18 protein-coding genes are annotated in these 19,352 nt (G+C 57.7%); 11 read left to right on the top strand and 7 right to left on the bottom strand.

What is annotated here, in order from left to right; genetic code table 11:
• Positions 1–15 precede the first annotated feature (15 nt).
• The 9 genes from mutL to ACQUQU_RS13165 all read left to right on the top strand — a co-directional run bounded on the left by mutL (position 16) and on the right by ACQUQU_RS13165 (position 9,731).
• On the top strand, positions 16–1,893 hold the full coding sequence (gene mutL, locus ACQUQU_RS13205; protein WP_430460166.1) for a DNA mismatch repair endonuclease MutL: 1,878 nt from the start codon (positions 16–18) through the stop codon (positions 1,891–1,893).
• On the top strand, positions 1,893–2,852 hold the full coding sequence (gene miaA / locus ACQUQU_RS13200; protein WP_430460165.1) for a tRNA (adenosine(37)-N6)-dimethylallyltransferase MiaA: 960 nt from the start codon (positions 1,893–1,895) through the stop codon (positions 2,850–2,852). Before mutL ends, miaA begins: the two co-directional genes overlap by 1 nt.
• A 106-nt stretch (positions 2,853–2,958) precedes the next feature.
• On the top strand, positions 2,959–3,207 hold the full coding sequence (gene hfq / locus ACQUQU_RS13195; protein ID WP_430460164.1) for an RNA chaperone Hfq: 249 nt from the start codon (positions 2,959–2,961) through the stop codon (positions 3,205–3,207).
• Positions 3,208–3,480: 273 nt separating this feature from the next.
• A complete protein-coding gene (gene hflX, locus ACQUQU_RS13190) occupies positions 3,481–4,791 on the top strand; it encodes a ribosome rescue GTPase HflX (protein WP_430460163.1) in 1,311 nt (436 codons plus the stop codon).
• 77 nt (positions 4,792–4,868) lie between these two features.
• Complete coding sequence (gene hflK, locus ACQUQU_RS13185; RefSeq protein WP_430460162.1) at positions 4,869–6,050, top strand: FtsH protease activity modulator HflK; 1,182 nt, start codon at positions 4,869–4,871, stop codon at positions 6,048–6,050.
• A gap of 2 nt (positions 6,051–6,052) precedes the next feature.
• Entirely contained in the window at positions 6,053–6,922 is an 870-nt protein-coding gene (gene hflC, locus ACQUQU_RS13180; protein ID WP_430460161.1) for a protease modulator HflC, read from the top strand.
• Positions 6,923–7,036: 114 nt separating this feature from the next.
• Positions 7,037–7,234, top strand: coding sequence for a DUF2065 domain-containing protein (locus tag ACQUQU_RS13175; protein ID WP_430460160.1), 198 nt, complete (start codon positions 7,037–7,039; stop codon positions 7,232–7,234).
• 13 nt (positions 7,235–7,247) lie between these two features.
• Positions 7,248–8,414, top strand: a complete 1,167-nt coding sequence (locus ACQUQU_RS13170) for an ATP phosphoribosyltransferase regulatory subunit (protein WP_430460159.1) — start codon at positions 7,248–7,250, stop codon at positions 8,412–8,414.
• A 24-nt stretch (positions 8,415–8,438) separates the two neighbouring features.
• Positions 8,439–9,731 carry an adenylosuccinate synthase gene (locus ACQUQU_RS13165; protein WP_430460158.1) on the top strand — a complete coding sequence of 431 codons (1,293 nt, stop codon included), beginning with the start codon at positions 8,439–8,441 and terminating at the stop codon, positions 9,729–9,731.
• A 91-nt stretch (positions 9,732–9,822) separates the two neighbouring features.
• Here the strand turns inward: ACQUQU_RS13165 and ACQUQU_RS13160 are convergent, their stop codons facing one another.
• Positions 9,823–10,704 (bottom strand): LysR substrate-binding domain-containing protein, encoded by an 882-nt coding sequence (locus tag ACQUQU_RS13160; protein WP_430460157.1) that lies wholly within the window; start codon positions 10,702–10,704, stop codon positions 9,823–9,825.
• Positions 10,705–10,811: 107 nt separating this feature from the next.
• Here ACQUQU_RS13160 and ACQUQU_RS13155 point away from each other — a divergent pair, with 107 nt between their 5' ends.
• The gene (locus ACQUQU_RS13155; protein ID WP_430460156.1) at positions 10,812–11,933 is read left to right on the top strand and encodes an S-(hydroxymethyl)glutathione dehydrogenase/class III alcohol dehydrogenase; all 1,122 of its coding nucleotides are present in this window, start codon (positions 10,812–10,814) and stop codon (positions 11,931–11,933) included.
• 53 nt (positions 11,934–11,986) lie between these two features.
• Complete coding sequence (gene fghA / locus ACQUQU_RS13150; protein ID WP_430460155.1) at positions 11,987–12,820, top strand: S-formylglutathione hydrolase; 834 nt, start codon at positions 11,987–11,989, stop codon at positions 12,818–12,820.
• A gap of 52 nt (positions 12,821–12,872) precedes the next feature.
• Here the strand turns inward: fghA and mtnC are convergent, their stop codons facing one another.
• The 6 genes from mtnC to pgi form a co-directional block, all read right to left on the bottom strand.
• On the bottom strand, positions 12,873–13,580 hold the full coding sequence (gene mtnC, locus ACQUQU_RS13145; RefSeq protein ID WP_430460154.1) for an acireductone synthase: 708 nt from the start codon (positions 13,578–13,580) through the stop codon (positions 12,873–12,875).
• Positions 13,580–14,125 carry a 1,2-dihydroxy-3-keto-5-methylthiopentene dioxygenase gene (locus ACQUQU_RS13140; RefSeq protein ID WP_430460153.1) on the bottom strand — a complete coding sequence of 182 codons (546 nt, stop codon included), beginning with the start codon at positions 14,123–14,125 and terminating at the stop codon, positions 13,580–13,582. Before ACQUQU_RS13140 ends, mtnC begins: the two co-directional genes overlap by 1 nt.
• Before the next feature lie 7 nt (positions 14,126–14,132).
• Positions 14,133–14,771 (bottom strand): methylthioribulose 1-phosphate dehydratase, encoded by a 639-nt coding sequence (locus ACQUQU_RS13135; protein ID WP_430460152.1) that lies wholly within the window; start codon positions 14,769–14,771, stop codon positions 14,133–14,135.
• A gap of 9 nt (positions 14,772–14,780) precedes the next feature.
• Entirely contained in the window at positions 14,781–15,791 is a 1,011-nt protein-coding gene (gene mtnA, locus ACQUQU_RS13130) for an S-methyl-5-thioribose-1-phosphate isomerase (RefSeq protein WP_430460151.1), read from the bottom strand.
• Between the two features lie 110 nt (positions 15,792–15,901).
• The gene (locus ACQUQU_RS13125; protein WP_430460150.1) at positions 15,902–17,521 is read right to left on the bottom strand and encodes a methyl-accepting chemotaxis protein; all 1,620 of its coding nucleotides are present in this window, start codon (positions 17,519–17,521) and stop codon (positions 15,902–15,904) included.
• A gap of 134 nt (positions 17,522–17,655) precedes the next feature.
• The gene (pgi, locus tag ACQUQU_RS13120) at positions 17,656–19,314 is read right to left on the bottom strand and encodes a glucose-6-phosphate isomerase (RefSeq protein ID WP_430460149.1); all 1,659 of its coding nucleotides are present in this window, start codon (positions 19,312–19,314) and stop codon (positions 17,656–17,658) included.
• Positions 19,315–19,352 lie beyond the last annotated feature (38 nt).

The following is a 19,352-nucleotide window of genomic DNA, read 5'->3' as shown; positions in this document are numbered from 1 at the left end:
TTTTACTGAGACTGTATGGCCCGGATTCATCTGTTATCCCCACGTCTGGCGAACCAGATTGCCGCCGGTGAGGTGGTCGAGCGTCCGGCCAACATCGTTAAAGAGCTGGTCGAAAATTCCCTCGACGCCGGTGCGACCCGCATTGAAATCGATGCCGAACAGGGCGGTATTAAACTGCTGCGCATCCGTGATGACGGCTCGGGTATCGACAAAGACGATCTGGCGCTGGCGTTAAGCCGCCACGCCACCAGTAAAATCACCACCCTCGACGATCTGGAAGCAGTGGCCAGTCTTGGCTTCCGTGGGGAGGCGCTGGCCAGTATCAGTTCCGTGACCCGGCTGACCTTAACCTCCCATCATCAGGAAGCCGCAGAGGCTTGGGCGGTGAGTGTGGAAGGACGTGATATGGCGGCGTCGGTCAGCCCGGCCGCGCATCCGGTGGGCACCACGGTTGAAGTGCGCGATCTGTTTTTTAATACACCGGCGCGGCGCAAATTCCTGCGCACCGAAAAAACCGAATTTTCCCATCTCGAAGAATACGTAAAACGGTTGGCGCTCAGCCGCTACGACGTGGGTTTTACCCTGCGTCATAACGGCCGCACCGTGCATCAGCTGCGCCCGGCGGAGCGCGGCATCGAAAAAGAAAAGCGTGTGGCCAGTCTGCTCAGCGCGGATTTTATCGACAGCGCGGTGCACATCGACGCCGACGCCGTGGGGCTTAAATTGCAGGGCTGGGTTGGTTTGCCGACGTTTTCCCGCTCGCAGGCCGACATGCAGTATTTCTTTGTGAACGGCCGCGTAGTACGCGACAAACTGGTCGTACACGCCATTAAACAGGCTTACCGCGACGTGTTGTATCACGGCCGTCATCCGGCGTTCGTGCTGTATCTGGAACTCGATCCGAAACTGGTGGATGTGAACGTGCATCCGACCAAACACGAAGTGCGTTTCCGCGATGGCCGCTTAGTGCACGATTTTCTGTTCCGCACTTTGCACCATGCGCTGGGCAGTGTGCGTCCGGAAGATCGGCTGGCCGGTACCACGCCGGGCTCTCTGACCGATGGTGTGTTGCAGCAGACCGCGGCGCCGTTATCCGGTGTGCAGGCCGGTGAGTTTCAGGAGCAGACACGTCTGAACTGGCAGCCGTCGGCGCCTGCCTTGTCGGCCACGCCAGCGTTCTCGCCGGCTGCGGCTTACAGCCCGCAACCGCTGAGCCGCGATGCGGTCGCCGAACAGATGAGTGCTTATCAGAGCATGAGTCAGCCGTTGGCGGTGGCGCCTGCGGTGATGCCTCAGGGAGATGGCGATATGCCGCCGCTGGGGTTTGCCATCGCCCAGCTGCACGGCATCTATATTCTGGCGCAGAACGCACTCGGGCTGGTGGTGGTCGATATGCACGCTGCCCACGAGCGCATTACCTATGAACGCCTGAAAATAGCCTCCGACGAGCAGGGCGTGCAGAGTCAGCCGCTTCTGGTGCCGGTGTCGTTGGCGGTCAGCGAACGCGAAGCCGATGCCGCCGAACAGTTTGCCGATGAATTCCGCTTGCTTGGTGTAGAGCTGGCGCGGGTGGGTCCGGAATCCCTGCTGGTGCGTCAGATTCCTGTGTTGCTGCAGCAGGCGGAAGTGCCGCAGCTGGTCACGGATATGCTGTCCGATTTAATGGAACACGGCACTTCCGACCGTATGCTGGCACGGCGTAACGAATTACTGGCGACCATGGCGTGTCATGGCTCGGTACGCGCCAACCGCCGTCTCACAGTGCCGGAAATGAACGCGCTGCTGCGCGACATGGAAGCGACCGAACGCAGCGGTCAGTGCAACCACGGACGTCCGACCTGGACACAGCTGACCATGGGTGAGCTGGATAAACTCTTTTTACGGGGCCGCTGATGACTCAGGTGCGTGAATTGCCGCCGGCGATTTTTCTGATGGGCCCGACCGCGTCGGGGAAAACCGCGCTGGCGCTGGAGCTGGTGGAAAAATACCCCTGCGAAATTATCAGTGTCGATTCCGCCCTTATTTATAAGGGGATGGATATTGGTACGGCCAAGCCCGACGCCGCCATGCAGGCCCGTGCTCCCCACCGGCTGATTGACCTGATTGATCCGGCCGAGAGCTATTCGGCAGCGAATTTCCGTGCCGATGCGCTGCGGGAAATGGCCGAGATCACGGCCGCCGGCAAAGTGCCTCTGCTGGTGGGTGGCACCATGATGTACTTTAAATTTCTGCGCGATGGTGCTGCCGAGCTGCCGCAGTCGGTGCCAGAGGTGCGCGACCGTCTGTTGCACGAAGGTCTGGCAGAAGGCTGGCCGGCGCTGCACGCCCGGCTGGCGACCATAGATCCGGAATCAGCGGCGCGTCTGAAACCGATGGACTCGCAGCGTATTCAGCGCGCGCTTGAGGTTTATGAAATTTCCGGCAAAACACTGTCTCAGTTCTGGGCGGAACAACAGACCGAACCGCTGCCGTATCACGTGGTGAATCTGGCGGTATGCCCGGAAGACCGTAAAACCCTGCATGAACGCATCGCGCTGCGCTTCCGGCAGATGGTGGATATGGGCTTTGAAGCCGAGGTGCGTGCCCTCTATGAGCGCGGTGATCTGAACGAGAATATGCCGTCGGTTCGTTGCGTGGGTTACCGTCAGGCGTGGGACTGGCTGGACGGCAAATATGATTATGAGGAAATGATCGAACGTGGCATCATAGCCACGCGCCAACTGGCCAAGCGGCAGATCACCTGGCTGCGGAGCTGGCCGGACCTTCACTGGCTTGATACTGAAGATCCGCATCTTCTGCAGTCCGCCTTGAAAATCCTGCATGCTAACGCCATATTTAGCGCATCGTCCTGACTTCGCAGCTTTATCGCCTGAGCGTCCTCCGGACGAAAAACGGGGCTTATTTTATTCTTTTCGCTGTCCCCATATTGGACGGCACACCTTATTTAAGGAGACCAACATGTCAAAAGGGCACTCATTACAAGACCCTTACCTCAATCAGCTGCGTAAAGAACGCATTCCTGTATCCATCTTCCTGGTAAACGGTATCAAACTGCAGGGCCAGATCGAGTCTTTCGATCAGTTCGTGATCCTGCTGAAAAACACCGTCAGCCAGATGGTATACAAGCACGCGATTTCCACCGTTGTTCCTTCCCGTAACGTGCGTATGGCACCGATGGAAGGCGACGAAGCTCAGTCTGAAGAATAATTCTCTGACGCAGGCACCGCAGATTCCGGGCGGTGATTCTGTCTTTCCGGGAAGTTTCAGACAGCCAACGCAGGCCCCGGCAGACTCTATCGGGGCCTTGCCATGTCTGGCAGCCTGAAATTCTGTATCCCGACGGGTCACAGTCAGTGACCGCTGCACGGCATGGCAGTGCAGCACCCCGGACAAGGACTTTTCCGCACGGCGGGCGCCGTCTTGCCATGAAGACCGGCAGGGCTCGCACAGCGCAACTACCGACTATCTCCGAGGTTTCCCTTGTTCTTCGAACGCCATGAAAGCGGCGGTGAAACTGCAGTTCTGGTGCACATCGATTTCCCGGAAGGACCGAACCGGGAAGATCTGAACGAATTCCGTGAATTGGTTATCTCCGCCGGTGCCGATCCTGTGGATCTGGTCACCACCCGTCGCCCTAAACCCGACGCCAAAACCTTTATCGGCAGCGGTAAAGTGGAAGAAATTGGCCACACCCTGCGTCTGCACGGTGCTGAGCTGGTGATTTTTAATCACTCCTTAACTCCCAGTCAGGAACGTAACCTCGAAAAGATCCTGCAGTGCCGGGTGCTCGACCGCACCGGTCTGATTCTGGATATTTTCGCCCAGCGCGCCCGTACCCACGAAGGTAAACTGCAGGTTGAACTGGCCCAGCTGGAATATCAGTCGACCCGTCTGGTGCGCGGCTGGACTCACCTTGAACGCCAGAAAGGCGGTATCGGTCTGCGCGGCCCGGGTGAAACCCAGCTCGAAACGGACCGTCGTCTGCTGCGTGAACGGGTGAAAACCATTCACAACCGGCTGGAAAAAGTACACGCCCAGCGTGATCAGAACCGTCGCGCGCGCAAACGCTCGGATATTCCGACCGTCGCCATTGTCGGCTATACCAACGCTGGTAAATCGACCCTGTTTAATACCCTGACCAACGCCGACGTCTACGCCGCCAACCAGTTATTCGCCACGCTGGACCCGACCCTGCGTCGTTTTCCGGTGGATAATCTGGGCGAAGTCGTACTGGCTGACACGGTTGGTTTTATCCGCCACCTGCCGCATAAACTGGTGGAAGCCTTTCAGGCGACTCTGCAGGAAGCCGCTGATGCCGATTTGCTGATGCACGTCATCGACTGCGCCGCCGCCGAGCGTGATGGCAACATCCATCAGGTCGAACTGGTGCTGAAAGAAATTGAAGCCGACAAAGTCCCTGAACTTAGGGTCTACAATAAAATCGACCTGCTGGAACACGCGTCTGCCCGTATCGACCGTGACGACAGCGGCCGCCCGGTGGCGGTGTGGGTGTCGGCACAGGAAGGTCTGGGGCTCGAATTGCTGAATCAGGCCATCGGCGAATTGCTCGGCAACGAGTTGTTCGATAAAGACATTACCCTGAAGCCGGCCGACGGTCGCTTACGTGCAATTCTTTACGAACTGGGGGCCATCCGCACTGAACATTACAGTGAAAACGGTGATATGGTTCTGCGCGTACAGATGCAGCTGCAGGATTTTAAACGGGCGCTGGCCCGCGCCGAGATTCCTGAAAGCCGGTTCATTGAACCGGTGAAGGAAGCCTGGCACTGAAAACCTGAGCGTTCTGACCGAATCCGTTATTATGGCCGGAATGAATCCGACTACTGACTGCCTGAGTGGAGTGAACTATGGCGTGGAATGAGCCCGGTGGTAAGGGCAATCCGAACGACCCATGGGGTAACAATAACCGCGGAAATAACAACCGCGGCAATGGTAACAACCAACCCCCGGATCTGGACGAGGCCCTGAAACAGCTGATGGACAAACTGAATGGTTTGTTCGGCAAGGGCGGAAACCGTAACAACCGCAATGGCAACGGCAGTGGTGCCGGCGGCCTGGCCGGTATTGCTGTTGCGGTTCTGGGGATTTTGCTGGTGTTCAATTCTGTCTACACCCTGGACGAACAGGAGCGCGGCGTGGTGCTGCGTCTGGGTAAATACCTGAAAACCGAAAGTCCGGGTCTGCATTTCAAAGTGCCACTGGTCGATCAGGTGATCCCGGTGAACACAACCAAAGTGCGTGAAGCCGAAATCAAAGAACGTATGCTGACCGAAGACGAGAACATCGTTGAGGTCGAGCTGAACGCTCAATACCGCGTGGCTGACCCGGTGGCGTTTGCCCTGCGGGTTGAACAACCGGAACGTACCCTGATTGCCGCCGCTGAAAGTGCGCTGCGCCACGAGGTGGGTTCTACGGCCATGGACCCGATTCTGACCACCGGCCGTCCGGTGCTGGCTGATAAAGCCCAGATTCGTCTGCAGGATTACCTCGACCGTTACCAGACCGGTATGGTGCTGATTAACATCAACATCAAAGACTCCCGTCCTCCGGCGGAAGTGAAAGATGCGTTCGATGACGTGCAGAAAGCCAAGAACGACAAAGAGACCCTGACCAACCAGGCCGAAGCCTACGCCAACTCCATCGTGCCGGAAGCCCGTGGTAAGGCGCAGCGTCAGCTGGAAGAAGCGTCTGCTTATAAAGAACGGGTGATTGCACAGGCAGAGGGTGAGGCGGAACGCTTCAGCAAACTCTACGCCGAGTACAAAAAAGCCCCGCTCGTTACCCGCGAACGTCTGTATATCGAGGCCGTGTCTGAGGTGTACAGCAACACCAGCAAAGTGCTGGTGGACGTTAAGGGTGGCAACAACATGATGTACCTGCCACTGGATAAACTGATGCAGAATCTGCCGGCCGCGCCGGGCAACAACAGCCTGAGCACCAGCGATATTTCCCGTCTGACCGATGAAGTGCTGAACGAAGTTCGCGCCCGTCAGAACACCACAACCACTACCCGCCGGGAGGGCCGTTGATCATGTCTCCGAAAGTCATGTTAACCGCTATCGTACTGGGTATTGTGCTGCTGGTGGGCAGTCAGGGCCTGTATGTGATCAACGAAACCGAACGCGCCATCAAGCTGCAGTTTGGTGAAGTGGTTGAAGCCGATATTCCGCCGGGCCTGCACTGGAAAGTGCCGTTCATGCAGAACATCAAGCGCTTCGATGCCCGTGTGCTGACGCTGGATACCAACCCATCCCGCTTCCTGACCTCTGGTAAGAAGTACGTGATCGTCGACTCCTACGCCAAATGGCGCATCAAAGACGTGAACAGCTACTACAAGGCTACGTCGGGTAACCGTCTGGAAGCGTCTAACCTGCTCGCCAACCTGGTCAACAAAGGCCTGCGCGATGAAATCGCTGCCCGTACCCTGCACGACGTGGTGTCCGGTGAGCGTGATCAGCTGATGACCAAGCTGACTGCGGCGCTGAACCTGCAGACGCAAAAAGAACTGGGTATCGAAGTGCTGGATCTGCGTGTGAAAGCCGTGGATCTGCCGGAAGACCTGAGTAAGTCGGTTTACAGCCGTATGTCGGCGGAACGTGAGCGTGAAGCCCGCGAATACCGCTCGCAGGGTAAAGAACTGGCTGAAGGTATCCGCGCCGACGCAGATCGTCAGAAGATCGTTATTGAAGCTCAGGCTTACCGTGATGCGGAACGCACCAAGGGTGAGGGCGATGCTGAATCGGCCCGCATCTACGCGGCTGCTTACAACAAAGACCCTGAGTTCTATGCCTTCACCCGCAGCCTGCGCGCGTACACTGAGACCTTCCGTCAGAACGATGTGCTGCTGCTGCAGCCTGACAGCGACTTCTTCCGTTATATGAAGGACGCCAAGGGCAAATAATCCGTCTATCAGCCCCCTGATTAACCATGTTCAATCCGGGGACGCTTTGGTAGAATGCTGCAAACCGGGCCTGGTGCCCGGTTTTTTTGTGCGATTTTTCTTCCGGGGACCCCTGTGCAGGTCGATTTTTGGCGTGAATTTGCCATAGCGCTGTGTCTGGTGTTCATCCTCGAAGGGGTCATGCCGTTCCTGTACCCGGCCCGCTGGCGCCGTCTGGTGGCACAACTCGCCACTGTTGATGATCGCACGATGCGCATGACAGGCCTGATCAGCATGCTGATCGGCCTTGGTCTTCTGTACATAGTTAATTGATTAAGGCTGGACGATGACAAGCGCTGACCGTTGGCTTTTGCCGGATGGTATTGAAGAAGTGCTGCCGCCGCAGGCACGCCGTATTGAACAACTGCGCCGCCGCTTACTGGATCTGCTGGATGGCTGGGGCTACGACCTGGTGATCCCGCCGACACTCGAATATCTCGACTCTTTGCTGACTGGCGTCGGCAAGGATCTGGACCTGCGTACCTTCAAGGTTATTGATCAGCTCTCCGGACGCCTCATGGGTCTGAGCGCTGACACCACACCTCAGGTTGCCCGTATTGATGCCCACAGTCTGGCGCCGGAAGGCACCAGTCGTCTGGCCTACTGCCGTACCGTATTCCACGCCAAAGCCGGTTCTCTGCTGGCCAGCCGCACACCGACTCAGATCGGTGCCGAAATTTACGGTGAAGCCGGTCAGAGCGCCGACGTTGAGATCATCAGCCTGATGCTGGCGCTGATGGCAGCGGCCGGTATGGATCAGGCGCATCTGGATCTGGGCAACGTCGGTGTATTCCGTGCGCTGGCTGATAAAGCCGGTATCAGCAAGGAACAACAGGCCGAGCTGTCTGATCTGCTGAAGCTCAAGTGCGCCAGCGATCTGGAAGCCTGGGTTGCCCGCGAAGTGAAGCAGCCGGAACTGGCCGAAGCCTTCGTGCTGCTGACCCGTCTGCAGGGCGATTACAAGCTGCTCGAAGCCTCCATTGCCCGCATGACCCAACTGGTACCGGAAACCGCCGCCGAGCTGGAACATATCCAGCAGGTTGCCGAGCGCGTTGCCGCGCGTTTCCCGCAGGTACCTATGTATTTCGACCTGACCGAATTGCGTGGCTATAACTACCATACCGGTCTGCTGTTTGCTGTTTATGTGCCGGGCTATGGTGACCCGATTGCACAGGGTGGCCGCTATGACGAAACCGGTGCTGTATTCGGACGTGCGCGTCCGGCCACTGGCTTCAGTGCGGATCTGAAAGTGCTGGCCCGTTTCGGCACCTTCGTCACCGAAGAAAAACAAACCATTGTTGCCCCTGACGCTGATGACGAAGCGCTGTGGGCAGAAATTTCTGCGCTGCGTGCCGCTGGTAAGCGGGTTGTGATTGCGGCGGATCAGGATGCGGTCCATGCGGATCTGTATCTGAAAAAACAGGATGGCCAGTGGCAGCTGGTCGAAGCTTAATTTTTTAGAGTGATTGATACCGCGATGGGCAAAAGTGTTGTTGTTCTGGGCACCCAGTGGGGTGACGAAGGTAAAGGCAAAATCGTAGACCTGCTGACCGAAAAAGCGGCCGCGGTTGTGCGTTTTCAGGGCGGCCATAACGCCGGCCATACACTGGTGATCGACGGCGTTAAAACCGCGCTGCACCTGATCCCGTCCGGCATTCTGCGTAATGGCGTGACCTGTGTGATCGGTAATGGCGTGGTGCTGGCACCGGATGCGCTGCTGAAAGAAGTGCGTGCCCTGGAAGAGCGTGGCGTGCCGGTTATGGAACGTCTGCGTATTTCTCAGGCTTGTCCGCTGATTCTGCCTTACCACACCGCGCTGGATCAGGCGCGTGAAGTAAAACGCGGCAATGCCAAGATCGGTACTACCGGTCGTGGTATCGGCCCTGCGTACGAAGACAAAGTGGCCCGTCGCGGTCTGCGCGTGGGCGACCTGTACCAGCCGGAATTCGCTGCCCGTCTGAAAGACGTGATGGAATACCACAACTTCTCACTGAAGCATTACTACGGCTGTGACGAAGTGAACTACGAACAGACCCTGGCGTCCTGTATGGACTGGGCTGCTCAGATCAAAGACATCGTGGTGGACGCCGTGGATCTGGTGCACAGCATCCGTGAAGCCGGTGGCGACATCATGTTCGAAGGTGCTCAGGGCACTCTGCTGGACATCGACCACGGTACTTACCCGTTCGTAACCTCGTCCAACACCACCGCCGGTGGCGTGGCGACCGGTTCCGGCGTAGGCCCTCTGTATCTGGATCAGATTCTGGGTATCACCAAAGCCTACACCACCCGCGTTGGCTCCGGTCCGTTCCCGACGGAACTGTTTGACGACGTGGGTAACCACCTGCAGACCGTAGGTAACGAAAAAGGCACCACCACCGGCCGTTCCCGTCGTTGTGGCTGGTTCGATGCCATGCTGGTGAAGCACGCCATCCGTGTTAACTCCATCAACACCATCTGTCTGACCAAGCTGGACGTGCTCGACGGTCTGGAAACAATCAAGGTGTGCGTGGGTTATCAGGACGAAAACGGCAATGCGCTGAAAATGCCAGCGTCTGCTGACCAGTTCGAGAAAGTGACTCCGGTGTACAAAGAGCTGCCAGGCTGGACTGAATCCACCTTCGGCGCCAAGAGCATCGACGATCTGCCAGCCAACGCCCGCGCTTACATCCGCTTTGTGGAAGAAGCCATTGGTGCGCCGATCGACATCATCTCGACCGGTCCGGACCGCGTAGAAACCATCGTTCTGCGTCACAGCTTCGATCTGTAAGCTGCCCGTCTGAACGAAAAAACCCGCTACGGCGGGTTTTTTTATGGCTGGCGTTCACAGGCTCTCCGGGCTTCCAGCTTCAGGCTTCTACTCAGGCACTAGCCGGCTGAAACTGCCCGTTCAGATAGTCGAGCAGAATCCTCACCTTGGGCGACAACTGCCGTCCCGGCACGCACAGCGCCCAGATTCCTTCTTCGTCCGGCGCGACACTGGTCAGCACCTCCCGGATGGCGCCGTTCTCCAGATACGGTTTCACGTAATAATCGGGCAGTTGCACTATGCCAAGCCCCAGACAGGCGGCATCCACCAGAGCTTCGCCGCTGTTGCAGCGTAAACGGCCATCGATGCGCACCATACGCTCGCCACGGCTGTCGCGGAAACGCCAGTAATCGAGTGTTCCCACCAGACACGAGTGATGACTCAGCTCCGACAGGGTATCGGGCGTGCCGTGCCGTTCCAGATAAGCCGGGGAAGCGCAGGTGTGCAGACGGCGGCTGCCGAGTTTGCGCGCTATCAGGTCTTCGTTATCCAGCCGTCCCAGACGTATCGCCACATCAAAATGGCCTTCGACCAGATCCATCTTCTTGTTGGTCAGCTCGCACTGCAGGTTCAGCCTTGGGTGTTCCAGCAGAAAACGGTTGAGCAGCGGCATCAGCTGGCGTTCGCCGAACGTAACGGGGGCTGTGATGCGTAAGGTGCCCTGCGGCACGCTCTGCAGCTGGCTCAGGTTACGTTCGGCGTCGCTCAGAGCATCCTGCAGCGGCCGGCACGATTGATAGTAGAGCTGCCCTGCTTCGGTCAGGGTTACGCGGCGCGTCGTGCGGTAAAAGAGTTTTACCCCCAGACGCTGTTCCAGCGTCTGAATCTGGCGGCTGGTCTGCGCTGTGGATATCTTCAGGCGCTCGGCGGCTTTGGTGAAACTCTCACTTTCAGCCACGGCAATGAATTCGCTGATGCCCTGCCAATCGGTCATTATTGTGTATATGTAATAGTGATTTTATGAATAGCCAGATTATCTCTGATTAAGAGCTAATTACAATCGGTGCATTACCAACCACTGGTTCAGACCGGAGATTCACTATGACCGATACCATTACCTGCCGCGCCGCCGTTGCCTGGGGCCCGGGCCAGCCGCTGAAAATTGAAACCGTGCAGGTAGCGCCGCCGAAAAAAGGCGAAGTGCGCGTGCGTATCGTGGCCACCGGCGTGTGCCACACCGATGCCTTTACCCTGAGTGGTGATGACCCGGAAGGTATCTTCCCGGCGATTCTCGGCCACGAGGGCGGCGGTATTGTTGAGTCGGTCGGTGAAGGCGTCACCAGCGTTCAGGTGGGTGACCACGTAATTCCGCTGTACACCGCCGAATGCGGCGAGTGCAAATTCTGTAAATCCGGTAAAACCAACCTGTGTCAGGCAGTGCGTGCGACTCAGGGCAAGGGCCTGATGCCGGATGGCACCACACGTTTTACCTGTAACGGCGAGCCGATTTATCACTACATGGGCTGCTCGACTTTTTCTGAATACACAGTGCTGCCAGAAATTTCGCTGGCCAAGGTCAATCCGTCGGCCCCGCTGGAAGAAGTGTGTCTGCTCGGTTGCGGCGTGACCACCGGCATGGGCGCGGTGCTGAATACCGCCAAAGTGGAAGAGGGCGCGACCGTCGCCATTTTCGGTCTGGGTGGTATTGGTCTGTCGGCCATTATCGGAGCCACTATGGCCAAAGCCGGCCGCATCATTGGTATCGACATTAACGAAAGCAAATTTGAGCTGGCGAAAAAGCTCGGTGCCACCGATTGTGTGAACCCGAAAAACTTCGACAAGCCGATTCAGGACGTCATTGTTGAGATGACCGACGGCGGTGTGGATTATTCCTTTGAATGCATTGGTAACGTCAACGTGATGCGCTCTGCACTGGAATGCTGTCACAAAGGCTGGGGTGAATCTGTGATCATCGGCGTGGCCGGTGCGGGTCAGGAAATTTCGACCCGTCCGTTCCAGCTGGTGACCGGCCGCGTATGGCGGGGCAGTGCCTTCGGTGGTGTAAAAGGCCGCTCTGAATTACCGGGTATTGTCGAAGATTATCTGGCTGGTAAATTCGCGCTGAACGATTTTATTACCCACACCATGCCATTGGATAACATTAACGAAGCCTTCGATCTGATGCACGAAGGCAAGAGCATCCGCAGTGTTATTCACTACTGATTAAGACTAAAACGACCGCGTAACCGCGGTCGTTTTTTCTGTGAGGAATTTCTATGTCTCTGGAAATTATCAGCCAGAATAAAAGCTTTGGTGGCTGGCATAAACAATACAGCCATCAGTCGGATGTGCTGAATTGCTGTATGCGCTTTGCCGTCTACCTGCCGCCACAGGCCAGCGCACAAACCCCGGTACCTGTGCTGTACTGGCTGTCGGGTTTAACCTGTACCGACGAAAACTTTATGCAGAAAGCCGGTGCGCAACGCATGGCCGCCGAACTCGGTATGGCCATTGTCGCCCCGGATACCAGTCCGCGCGGTGACGATGTGGCCGATGACCCGGCATACGATATGGGCAAAGGTGCGGGTTTTTATCTGAACGCGACGCAGGCGCCGTGGAGCAGCCATTACCGCATGTACGATTATGTGGTGACGGAATTACCGGCGTTAATCGAAGCGACCTTTCCTGTTACTCAGCAACGGGCGATTGCCGGTCATTCCATGGGTGGCCATGGCGCGCTGGTGATTGCCCTGCGCAATCCGCAGCGCTACAGCAGCGTGTCGGCCTTCAGCCCGATCACCAATCCGATGAATTGCCCCTGGGGCCAGAAAGCCTTCAGTCAGTATCTGGGTAATGATCGCGAACAATGGCGTGCCTACGATGCCAGTGAATTAATGCAGGCGGCTGCACACAAATTGCCGGCACTGGTTGATCAGGGCGAAGCGGATAATTTCCTGCAGGAACAGTTAAAACCGGAAATGCTGGAAAAAGCCGCCGCGGCCAGTCAGTTTCCACTGACCCTGCGTCGTCATGAAGGATACGACCACAGTTATTACTTTATTGCCTCGTTCATTGAGGAGCATCTGCGCTTCCACGCCAGCCACTGGTAAGCGGAAGGAAACAAAGGCAGGAGCGCCAGTCGTTCTGGCGCTCCTGAAACGCTCACAGAGTAATCGCTGAAAAATCCCTGACGGCTCTGTGTTCAGCATTGGCGGGAATATCTCCCTCACGTACCAGCCAGCAGGTTTGCATGCCTGCTTCCCGTGCGGCATCCAGCTCTTCTTTAATATCCGATAAAAACAGCACATCTCCAGCCTGAATATCGTGCTGCTTTTGCAGCTCGCTCAGGATATTACGGTACGAATCAGCTTCGCGTTTGCCACCCACTTGAGTGTCGAAGTGACCGCTGAACAGAGGCAATAAATTACCGGCTTCTGAATAACCGAAAAATAATTTCTGTGCCGCAACAGAACCTGAGGAATACACGTACAGAGGAATGCCGCGCGCATGCCATTGCGTTAAATAGTCGGTGGCGTCCGGGTACATGTGGGCTTGGTAGTCACCCTGTTCGTAACCGCTGCGCCAGATCATGCCCTGCAGGGCTTTTAACGGCGTGGCTTTTTTATCGGCGGCAATCCAGTCCAGCAGCAGGGCAATTAACGCGTCGGTGTCATCAGCGTTAACCGCCAACCCTTCGCTTGCGGCCAGTGTGGCGGTGTCGGCTAATAACGAGCGGATGTTGTCGTCATGCAGATGCGTGCGGATAAAATCCGGCAGGTGTGTTGCGGCGTAAGGAAACAACACGTCTTTAACGAACGAAATCGACGACGTTGTGCCTTCGATATCGGTCAGAATCAGTTTAACAGTCATCAGTTTTCCAGACGGTTAAAGCGGTCGGCAATGGTGCTGCCGGTGAAATTGGCGACCCAGCCATCCGGATTATTAAACAGACGGATGGCGATAAAACCCGGGTTCGGGCCCATATCAAACCAGTGCGGGGTATTGGCCGGCACGCTGATTAAATCGCCTTGCTGGCACAGCACTTCAAACACCTGCTCGCCAATGTGCAGGCTGAACAGACCTTCGCCGCCGACGAAGAAGCGTACTTCGTCTTCGCTGTGGGTGTGTTCACTGAGGAATTTCTGACGCAGTTCGGCTTTTTGCGGGTGATCGCTGCTGAGGCTGACCACATCGACGGTCTGATAACCGTCTTCGCTCATCAGGCGGTCGATATCGGCGCGGTAGGCGCTGATGACGTCGTCAGGGCTGGCACCGGGTGCCAGTTCGCTGCGTGTTTGCCACTGTTCAAAGCGCACGCCGGCGGCGTTCAGGCGCTCGCGGATGTGATCCTGATTGTCGCTGGTGAACAGCAGGTTGGTGATGTCGTGGTCGGTGTAAATACGGATGGTGCTCATAGGTCCCTCACAGTTGGCGCAGTTTCAGCAGTTCAAGCTGGTAGCCGAGCAGATTTTCCAGAGCTTCCAGATGGCGGAAGCATTCAGCCAGATCTTTGCCCCAGGTGTAAACGCCGTGGCCGCGTATCAGATAGGCGTGGCCCTGACCCTGTTGCTGCATACGTTGTTCAACCAGTGCCGCCAGACGGCTTATATCCTGATCGTTGGCGAACAGCGGGAATGTGACGGTGCCTTCATGGCTGGTTTCACCGGCAAAGGCTTTCTGTAATTCCCAGCCGCTCATCGACAAAGATTCTTCCGGCCAGATCTGCGACAGCACCACCGCCAGCGGCGAGTGGGTGTGCAGCACAGCGCCTATGGTGGCATCGCGCTGATACAGCTGGGTGTGCAGCAGGGTTTCAGCCGACGGTTTACCTGCGCTTAGCGGCTGGCCGGCCCAGTCGACCACCAGAATATCCGCCGGGGTCAGCTCGCCTTTATGTTTGCCGGAACTGGTCAGCGCACAGCACTGGTCGTTGAGGCGCACAGAATAATTGGAGCTGGTGGCCGGTGACCAGCCACGGCTGTAGAGAATACGCCCGTAATCACACAGGGCCTGTGCGGCGCGGGCGAAGTCGTGCTGATTGAACGCTGTTTGCTTCAACACCAGCCGTCCTCAGCGTGACAGCAGCAGGGCAACGCTTTCGGCGTCGGGCTGCATGATCAGGCCTTTCTCGGTGGCGATCACGTCAATCAGACCAGCCGGCGTGACGTCGAACGACGGGTTAATCGCCGCGCAGCCGTGCGGTGCTACCGGATGGCCGAAGACGCTGGTCACTTCTTCCTGCGGGCGTTGTTCGATCGGGATGTCGTCACCGCTGGCGAGGCTCAGGTCGAAGGTGGTGGTCGGCGCGACCACCATCACATTAATGCCGTGGTGCTTGGCCAGCACCGCCAGACTGTAGGTGCCGATCTTGTTGGCCACATCGCCGTTGGCGGTGATGCGGTCGGCGCCGACGATGACCCAGTCGATTTTTTCGCGGCGGAAAAGCTGAGCGGCGGCGCTGTCGCACACCAGAGAGACCGGGATTTTATCCTGCATCAGTTCCCACGCGGTCAGGCGCGCGCCCTGCAGCCAGGGGCGGGTTTCACCGGCGTACACCTGAGTCACTTTGCCGTCGGCCCAGGCCGAACGGATCACGCCCAGTGCGGTACCGTGGCCGCCGGTGGCCAGTGCGCCCGTGTTGCAGTGGGTGTAGATAACGCTGTTGTCGTTGATCAGCGACGCGCCGAACTGGCCCATGGTCAGGTTGGCCTGAATATCTTCTTCATGAATACGGCGGGCTTCGGCCACCAGAGCGTGCGCATCGCTGGTACCCAGTGACGCCATGCGCTCCAGCGCCCAGAACAGGTTCACGGCGGTCGGGCGCGATTCGGCCAGCACCTTATAAGCCTGCTGCAGATCGCGGCCGGCCAGCGCATCGAGGGCATAGCCGTAGGCGGCGGTAACGCCAATCGCCGGAGCTCCGCGCACAACCATGGCGCGGATGGCGTCGGCGACGTCGGCGGCGGTGGTGTATTCGAGTACCTTGTGTTCGTGCGGCAGGACGCGCTGATCGAGCAGACGCAGGGTCTGGTGGTGCCATTCGATGGCGTGGAAAGAGGCGTGGTGCCCTGTGGCCGACATAATCTGTTCCCCGGTCGGGCGCCTGTTGGCGCCGTTAAAATGCCGGGCATTTTAGCCCAAGCGTGGGGGAGGCTAAACCTTAAACTGGGCGCGACCTGACGCGGGCCGGTCTACACCCGGAATTCGTAGACGATGGAGCGCAACTGTTCGGCCTGATCGGCCAGTGCTTCAGAGGCCTGTGAGGTGCGCTTGGCATCGGCCACCGTGCTTTCAGACACATCATTGATGCGCACGATATTGGCGCTGATTTCGGCGGCCACCTGACTCTGTTCTTCGGCGGCGGTGGCTACCTGAGCGTTCATGGAGTTGATGGTTTCCACATGCTGCATGATGGAGTTCAGCGATTCTTCGGCTTCCTGTGACTGATTCACAACGGTTTCTGCGTTGTTCTGGCTGACTTCCATCACCTTCACCGCTTCCTGCATGTTGCGGTTCAGACGGTCGGTGATGCTCTGGATATTGCTGGTGGTTTCTTCCGTGCGCGCCGCCAGTGTGCGGACTTCATCGGCGACCACCGCAAAGCCCCGACCCTGTTCACCGGCCCGGGCGGCTTCAATGGCGGCGTTCAGCGCCAGCAGGTTGGTCTGCTCGGCGATGCCCTGAATGGTGCGCGACGCTTCGCTGATGCGGCTGCTTTCTTCGGCCAGTGACTGAATCACCTCACGCGCTCTCTGCACGTCCGTCACCAGTGTGCTGATGGCCTGAATGTTGGCGGCCATTACGGTGCGCGAGCGCACGGTTTCTTCGGAGGCCTGCCGTGTGGCTTCGGCGGCGGCCTCCGCACTCTGGGCAACTTCAGAGGCTGTCGCGGACATTTCGTTAACGGCGGTGGCGACCTGGCCGATTTCATTCTGTTGTTGCTCGATGCCGCGCCGGGTGGACGTGGCAATGGACAGCACGCTTTCAGAGCCGCCGGATACACCAATACTCAGGTTGGCCATCACCCGCACCAGCAGTTGCAGGTGGCTGATGAAGCCGTTGAAGTTCTCGACCAGCTCGCCGATTTCGTCGGTGGCGCGGGTTTGCAGACGGATGGTGAGGTCACCCTTGCCGGTGGCCATGTCAGCCAGAGAACCCACGATGCGTTTGATCAGCCGGGTAATCATGGTCGAGATATACCAGGCGGTGCTCTGCAGAATCAGGATCATGAGCAGGGCAATCAGCAGGCCCACTTTCAGCGTTTCCTGACTCTGTTGTTTAGCGCTCTGGATCTCACTGGAAAAGCGCTCGTAGTTGCGGGCGCGCAGGTCAGCCAGCATGGCTTTGAAGGCGTCGTAGGTTTTGTTGGCGTTCTGCGCCCGGACGGCCAGCTGGTCCAGCGCCAGATTGCCGCTCACCATGCCGGTGGCCATGTCGTGGGCGCTTTGCCAGTAGTCGTTGTAGGCACTGGTGATTTTGCTGATCTGCTGGGCGTCGTCCGGCAGCAGGCGGGCGATGGCAGTCAGGGACTCGCGGATCTGATCATTCACGCTGCGGGCGTCGGCGATGCGGTCTTCGTCCATATCGGCAACGGCGTTGGCCAGCTCGTTACGCAGACGAAACAGTTGCAGACCTGTGCTGTCGATTTTCTCAGTGAGTGGGAAAGTGACCGCTTCCATATGCTGCAGACGGCTTTCAAGTGCCTGCTGACCGACGAGGGAATAACCAAGATAGGCCAGAAACCCGGCGCCGCCGGTGATGGCGATGGCGAAGATTTTTAAGCGCAGTGACAGTCCCTTGAAGAGCTGCATAACATCATCCTGATACAGAGCTGATTACATACTCATCAGGAATAGACGATGTTTGGATTCCTCTCCATCCGACGCCATAAGAGTCAGGAAAAGGGCGTAAAAAAAGCCGGCAGGGCCGGCTTTTTTTCTGAGGCTTACAGCTGATTCTGCATCTGGTGGAAGGCGCGCACCAGACCGTTGGTCGAGCCGTCGAAGTGGGTCGGAATCTTCTGCGACTCCAGCGCTTCCAGCACCTTGTTGCCCAGTTGCTTGCCCAGTTCCACGCCCCACTGGTCAAAGGAGTTCACGCCCCAGATCATCCCCTGTGCCGCTACCTTGTGTTCGTACAGCGCAATCAGGGCGCCGACGGTCTGCGGTTTGGCTTTCGGGAAATAGATGGTGTTGCTCGGGCGGTTGCCCGGAATCACCTTCTGCGGCGCCAGCACGATGGCTTCGGCTTTGCTCATGCCGCCTGCGACCAGTTCCTCAATGGCTTCTTCCTCGCATTTGCCCTGCAGCAAGGCCTGGCTCTGACTCAGGCAGTTGGAAACCAGCATGGCGTGGAAGTTTTCAATCGGGTTGTGGCTCAGCATCGGCATGATGAAGTCGCACGGTGAAAAGTGCGTGCCCTGATGCAGCAGCTGGTGGAAGGCGTGCTGACCATTGGTGCCCACGCCGCCCCAGATGATCGGGCCTGTGTGGTAATCCACTTCATAACCGTCGGCGGTCACCGACTTACCGTTACTTTCCATATCCAGCTGCTGCAGGTGGGCCGGCAGCGTGCGCAGATAGTGGTCGTACGGCAGGATGGCGTGGGAGTTCACGCCGAAGAAATTCACATACCAGACGCCGAGCAGCGCCATGATCACCGGCATATTTTCATGCAGGGGGGCGGTGCGGAAATGCTCGTCCATCTCGTGGGCACCGCGCAGCACGTCGCGGAAATTATCGATACCGATGGCCAGTGCCAGCGGCAGACCGATGGCGGACCACAGCGAATAACGGCCGCCCACCCAGTCCCACATCGGGAAGATATTTTCTTCAGCAATACCGAAAGCTTTGGCTTTCTCGACGTTGGAAGATACCGCGGTAAAGTGCTTGGCCAGATCGGATTCGTTACCGCCGTTATCAAGGAACCAGCGGCGGCAGGCGATGGCATTTTTCAGCGTTTCCTGCGTGCCGAAGGATTTCGACTGAATAATAAACAGCGTGGTGGCCGGGTCGAGTCGCTTCAGAATTTCGGTGATGTGCGAGCCGTCGATGTTGGCCAGATAGTGGATGTTCAGGCGGCTGTCCCAGTAGGGCTTGAGCGCACCGGAGGCCAGTTTCGGGCCCAGGAACGAACCACCGATACCAATCGATACCACGTCGGTAAACGGACGGTTGCTGTAGCCGCGCCATTGGTTACGACGGATTTTCCAGCAGAATTCTTCCATGCGGCGCACGGTGTCACGCACTTCCGGCATGATGTCTTTGCCTTCGACCAGAATCGGGCGGTCGCTGAAATTACGCAGCGCGGTGTGCAGCGCCGGACGTTTTTCACTGCGGTTGATCAGGTCGCCGTTGAACATGCCTTCGATGTGACCCGGTAAATCGCGCTCCTGAGCCAGTTGCAGCAGCAGGCGTACGGTCTCTTCGCTGATGCGGTTTTTGGAGTAATCCAGCGTCAGTCCGGCGGCCTGAACATTGAAGCGCTCGAAGCGGTTGGCGTCGGCTGCAAACCAGTCACGCATGTGCTGATCTTTGATGCTCTGATAATGCTGTTGCAGGGATTTCCAGATATCCGACTGGGTGAGGCTTCCTGAGATGGCCATGTACGTTCCTTCAGCTGAAAACAGGTTCTGTGGCAAGG

Source organism: Thalassolituus sp. LLYu03 (assembly GCF_050507655.1).
Lineage (GTDB): Bacteria > Pseudomonadota > Gammaproteobacteria > Pseudomonadales > Oceanobacteraceae > Venatoribacter.
This window is presented reverse-complemented; position numbering and strand designations above follow the sequence as displayed.